Source organism: Pseudomonas sp., from assembly GCF_017744435.1.
Taxonomy (GTDB): domain Bacteria; phylum Pseudomonadota; class Gammaproteobacteria; order Pseudomonadales; family Pseudomonadaceae; genus Aquipseudomonas.
The window spans coordinates 1-5044 of sequence record NZ_JAGIBG010000064.1; the positions used below are offsets into that span (position 1 = coordinate 1).

Here is a 5044-nt window from a genome sequence, read left to right on the forward strand (position 1 = left end):
ACCCTGAATGCCGGTATCGAGCCGAGCGAGCAGCTGCGCCTGGAGCTGAAGAACTGGGTGCGCAAGGAGATCGGCCCGATTGCCTCGCCGGATGTGATCCAGTGGGCGCCGGGGCTGCCAAAGACCCGCTCGGGCAAGATCATGCGGCGTATCCTGCGCAAGATCGCCACCGCCGAATACGATGCCCTGGGTGACATCTCGACCCTGGCCGACCCAGGCGTGGTGCAGCACCTGATCGATACCCACAAGGCGATGAGCCTGGCCTCGGCCTGATAAGTCCGGGTTACCGAGTATGCAAAACCCCGCACGGGCAACCGGCGGGGTTTTTGCTTTACTGTTACCCGACAATCATCGGTAACTCTTCTGTCACCGATTTCGCACAGGATCGGGGCACTCGGAAACATATCCGGGCCGTTTCGGTGCCCTTGCTCGGGCAATTTCAGCTAGGTGAAACGCTGCACTTGCCGTATTGCAAGGGTTTGCCAATAATAGGCCCGGTAATTGCTTGGCTTACAGGTTATTTCTCTCGAGCTCTTGCATGTTTTGCAAAAGCTGTCAACATCGCCCGCCGCGATTTCAAGCGCTTCTGTAAGTAGTTGTCGCTTTGAAGAAATATCGACTACCGGGCTGTCGTTAAAATGCCACTCACTCGCTCGTGGTCTGCGACCTTGGTCGAAACCTGCGCGGCTCGCGTTGTACCCATTCGCATATCGGGCAGCTGTTACCCCCTGCCTCGTATTGCCCCGTACCGATGGAGTTACCTGATGAAGAAGCTCGCACTGCTCGGCGCCCTGGCGCTTTCCGTGTTTTCCCTGGTATCGCAGGCCGATGAAAAACCGTTGAAGATCGGCATCGAAGCCGCCTACCCACCGTTCGCCTTCAAGCAGCCGGATGGCAGCATCGCCGGTTTCGACTACGACATCGGCAACGCCCTGTGTGAAGAGATGAAGGCCAAGTGCACCTGGGTCGAGCAAGAGTTCGACGGCCTGATCCCGGCGCTGAAAGTGCGCAAGATCGACGCCATCCTGTCGTCCATGTCGATCACCGACGACCGCAAGAAGTCGGTCGACTTCACCAAGCGCTACTACCTGACCCCGGCCCGCCTGGTCATGAAGGACGGCACCACCGTCAGCGACAGCCTCGACGAACTCAAGGGCAAGAAGATCGGCGTGCAGCGCGGCTCGATCCACGACCGCTTCGCCAAGGAAGTACTGGCTCCGAAGGGCGCCACCGTCGTTCCTTACGGCACCCAGAACGAAATCTACCTGGACGTTGCCGCCGGCCGCCTGGACGGTACCGTGGCCGACGCCACCCTGCTCGAAGACGGCTTCCTGAAAACCGACGCCGGCAAGGGCTTTGCCTTCGTCGGCCCATCGTTCACCGACGTGAAGTACTTCGGTGACGGCGTCGGTATCGCCGTGCGCAAGGGCGACGACGCCAACCGCGAGCGCATCAACAAGGCCATCGACGCCATCCGCGCCAACGGCAAGTACAAAGAAATCGAGAAGAAGTACTTCAACTTCGACATCTACGGTCCAGACTCGAACTAAGACGTCGGGTTTCACCTGTGCAATGGTGCAAACAGCAGAGGCTCTGAGGTTTGCACCATTTTTCATTCCCAAGCCCTGAGGAATCCCAATCATGTTGAAAGGCTATGGGGCAGTCATCCTCGACGGGGCGTGGCTGACGCTACAGCTCGCCCTGTCGTCGATGGCCCTGGCCATCGTCCTCGGCCTGATCGGCGTGGCGCTGCGTTTGTCGCCGGTGCGCTGGCTGGCCTGGCTGGGGGATCTGTATTCCACGGTGATCCGTGGCATCCCCGACCTGGTCCTGATCCTGCTGATCTTCTACGGCGGCCAGGACATCATCAACCGGGTGGCACCGCTGCTCGGCTATGACGACTACATCGACCTGAACCCGCTGGTAGCCGGTATCGGCACGCTGGGCTTCATTTTCGGTGCGTACCTGTCGGAAACCTTCCGTGGTGCGTTCCTCGGTATCCCCAAGGGCCAGGCCGAAGCCGGCGTGGCCTATGGCATGAGCGCGCGCCAGGTGTTCTTCCGCATCCAGGTGCCGCAGATGATCCGCCTGGCCATCCCGGGCTTCACCAACAACTGGCTGGTGTTGACCAAGGCCACGGCGCTGATTTCGGTGGTCGGCCTGCAGGACATGATGTTCAAGGCCAAGCAGGCGGCCGACGCCACCCGCGAGCCTTTCACCTTCTTCCTGGCCGTGGCCGCGCTGTACCTGGTGATCACCAGTATTTCGCTGCTGGCGCTGAAGTATCTGGAGCGCCGCTACTCGGTAGGCGTCAAGGTGGCTGAACTATGATTTTCGACTACAACGTCATCTGGGAAGCCATGCCGCTGTACCTCGGCGGCCTGCTGACCACCCTCAAGCTGCTGGCGCTGTCGCTGCTGTTCGGCCTGCTGGCGGCCATTCCGCTGGGGCTGATGCGGGTATCCAAGCAGCCGCTGGTGAACATGGGCGCCTGGCTGTACACCTACGTGATCCGCGGCACGCCGATGCTGGTGCAGCTGTTCCTGATCTACTACGGCCTGGCCCAGTTCGAGTCGGTGCGCGAGAGCATCTTCTGGCCGTGGCTGTCCAGCGCAACCTTCTGCGCCTGCCTGGCCTTCGCCGTCAACACCAGCGCCTACACCGCGGAAATCATCGCCGGCAGCCTCAGGGCCACGCCCCATGGCGAGATCGAGGCGGCCAAGGCCATGGGCATGTCGCGCATGAAGATGTACCGCCGCATCCTGCTGCCATCGGCCCTGCGCCGGGCGCTGCCGCAGTACAGCAACGAAGTGATCATGATGCTGCAGACCACCAGCCTGGCGTCGATCGTCACCCTGATCGACATCACTGGCGCCGCACGCACGGTCAATGCCCAGTACTACCTGCCTTTCGAGGCCTACATCACGGCGGGCGTGTTCTACCTGTGCCTGACCTTCATCCTCGTGCGCCTGTTCAAGATGGCCGAACGCCGCTGGCTCGGCTACCTGGCGCCGCGCAAGCACTGAACGCTCTGTGAGAACCGACAGCATGTACAAACTCGAAGTCCAAGACCTGCACAAGCGCTACGGCAGCCATGAAGTGCTCAAGGGCGTGTCCCTGGCGGCCAAGGCAGGCGACGTGATCAGCATCATCGGCTCCAGCGGTTCGGGCAAGTCGACCTTCCTGCGCTGCATCAACCTGCTCGAGCAGCCCCATGCAGGCAAGATCCTGCTCAACAACGAAGAGCTCAAGCTGGTGCCGGGCAAGGATGGCGCGCTCAAGGCCTCCGACCCGCGCCAGTTGCAACGCATGCGCTCGCGCCTGTCGATGGTGTTCCAGCATTTCAACCTGTGGTCGCACATGACTGCACTGGAGAACATCATCGAAGCCCCGGTGCACGTGCTGGGGATGAACAAGAAGGAAGCCCTGGAAAAGGCCGAGCACTACCTGGCCAAGGTCGGTGTGGCGCACCGCAAGGATGCGTTCCCGGGCCATATGTCCGGTGGTGAGCAACAGCGTGTGGCAATTGCCCGGGCCCTGGCCATGGAGCCAGAGGTTATGCTGTTCGACGAACCGACTTCGGCGCTTGACCCCGAGCTGGTGGGCGATGTGCTCAAGGTCATGCAGGCCCTGGCCCAGGAAGGCCGCACCATGGTGGTGGTGACGCACGAAATGGGCTTTGCCCGTGAAGTGTCGAACCAGCTGGTGTTCCTGCACAAAGGCCTGGTCGAAGAAACCGGTTGCCCGCGTGAAGTGCTGGCCAACCCGCAATCGGAGCGGCTCAAGCAGTTCCTCTCCGGCAGCTTGAAGTAAAACGCTGCACCTTTGCACCAGAATAGGGCATGCTGCGCAGCGAGCGCAGCCTGACCCGGCGCCACAGACTCGAACGAACCCAGGTTTCGGACCGTACCTTATGACCACCCAGCGAATCGGTTTTCTCATCTGGCCAAGCACCAAGCCTTTGACCCTGGCGCTGGCAGAGGAAGTGTTGCAGGTGGCCCAGCGGGTGCATCCGGAGGTGGTCTACGAGACCGTCTTCCTCCAGGCGGAACCTGCCGAGGAGGGCGCCTGGCGCCTGCCTGGCGAGTCGTGGAACGGGCGCCTGGAAGGTTGCCACAAGCTGTTCCTGCTGGCTGACGACCTGCCCCAGGCGTTGGGTTCGGCGCTGTCGACGGCGCTCAAGCAGCTGGCGCGCAGTGGTTGCATGATCGGTGGCCTGTCCGCCGGGGTGTACCCGTTGGCCATGCTTGGTTTGCTCGACGGTTATCGCGCCGCCGTGCACTGGCGCTGGCAGGACGACTTTGCCGAGCGTTTCCCCAAGGTGATTGCCACCAGCCACTTGTTCGACTGGGACCGTGACCGCCTGACCGCCTGTGGTGGCATGGCCGTTACCGATCTGCTGCTGGCGGTGCTGGCCCGCGATCACGGGGCCGAGCTGGCGGGGGCGGTGTCCGAGGAGCTGGTGGTCGAGCGCATTCGCGAAGGTGGCGAGCGCCAGCGCATTCCGTTGCAGAACCGCCTTGGCTCGAGCCATCCGAAGCTGACCCAGGCCGTGCTGCTGATGGAAGCGAACATCGAAGAGCCGCTGACCACCGACGAAATCGCCCAGCATGTCTGCGTATCGCGCCGGCAACTGGAGCGGATCTTCAAGCAGTACCTGAATCGCGTGCCGAGCCAGTACTACCTGGAGCTGCGGCTGAACAAGGCGCGGCAGATGCTGATGCAAACCAGCAAGTCGATCATCCAGATCGGCTTGTCCTGTGGCTTCTCCTCGGGGCCGCATTTCTCCAGCGCCTACCGCAATTTCTTCGGCGCCACGCCGCGGGAAGATCGCAACCAGCGGCGCAGCAGCAGCCCGTTCGAACTGAGCTCGGCGCCGGCCGAAAAAGGCTGAGTTTTCTACCGCCTGTGCCGGCCCTTTCGCGGGCATGCCCGCTCCCACAGGTACTGCACTAGCATCAAGCCTTGCACATATCCTGTGGGAGCGGGCGTGCCCGCGAAAGGGCCGGCACAGGCGGTAGAAAACTCAGCCTTTTTCGGCCGG

The 5044-nt window shown here is 62.1% G+C and carries 5 protein-coding genes and 1 pseudogene; all 6 read left to right on the top strand.

The features are described from left to right. A pseudogene (locus J7573_RS25430) lies at positions 1-273 on the top strand (acetyl-coenzyme A synthetase); the annotation flags it as partial. Between the two features lie 491 nt (positions 274-764). Then, the gene (locus tag J7573_RS25435; RefSeq protein WP_103446424.1) at positions 765-1550 is read left to right on the top strand and encodes an ABC transporter substrate-binding protein; all 786 of its coding nucleotides are present in this window, start codon (positions 765-767) and stop codon (positions 1548-1550) included. 91 nt (positions 1551-1641) lie between these two features. After that, a complete protein-coding gene (locus J7573_RS25440) occupies positions 1642-2331 on the top strand; it encodes an ABC transporter permease (RefSeq protein ID WP_027921088.1) in 690 nt (229 codons plus the stop codon). Further along, the gene (locus tag J7573_RS25445) at positions 2328-3026 is read left to right on the top strand and encodes an ABC transporter permease (protein WP_294341319.1); all 699 of its coding nucleotides are present in this window, start codon (positions 2328-2330) and stop codon (positions 3024-3026) included. Before J7573_RS25440 ends, J7573_RS25445 begins: the two co-directional genes overlap by 4 nt. A gap of 22 nt (positions 3027-3048) precedes the next feature. Continuing rightward, positions 3049-3813: an ABC transporter ATP-binding protein gene (locus tag J7573_RS25450; protein ID WP_103446425.1), complete on the top strand. Its 765-nt coding sequence runs from the start codon at positions 3049-3051 to the stop codon at positions 3811-3813. Between the two features lie 100 nt (positions 3814-3913). Beyond that, entirely contained in the window at positions 3914-4894 is a 981-nt protein-coding gene (gene argR, locus J7573_RS25455; protein WP_294341324.1) for a transcriptional regulator ArgR, read from the top strand. Positions 4895-5044: the final 150 nt, after the last annotated feature.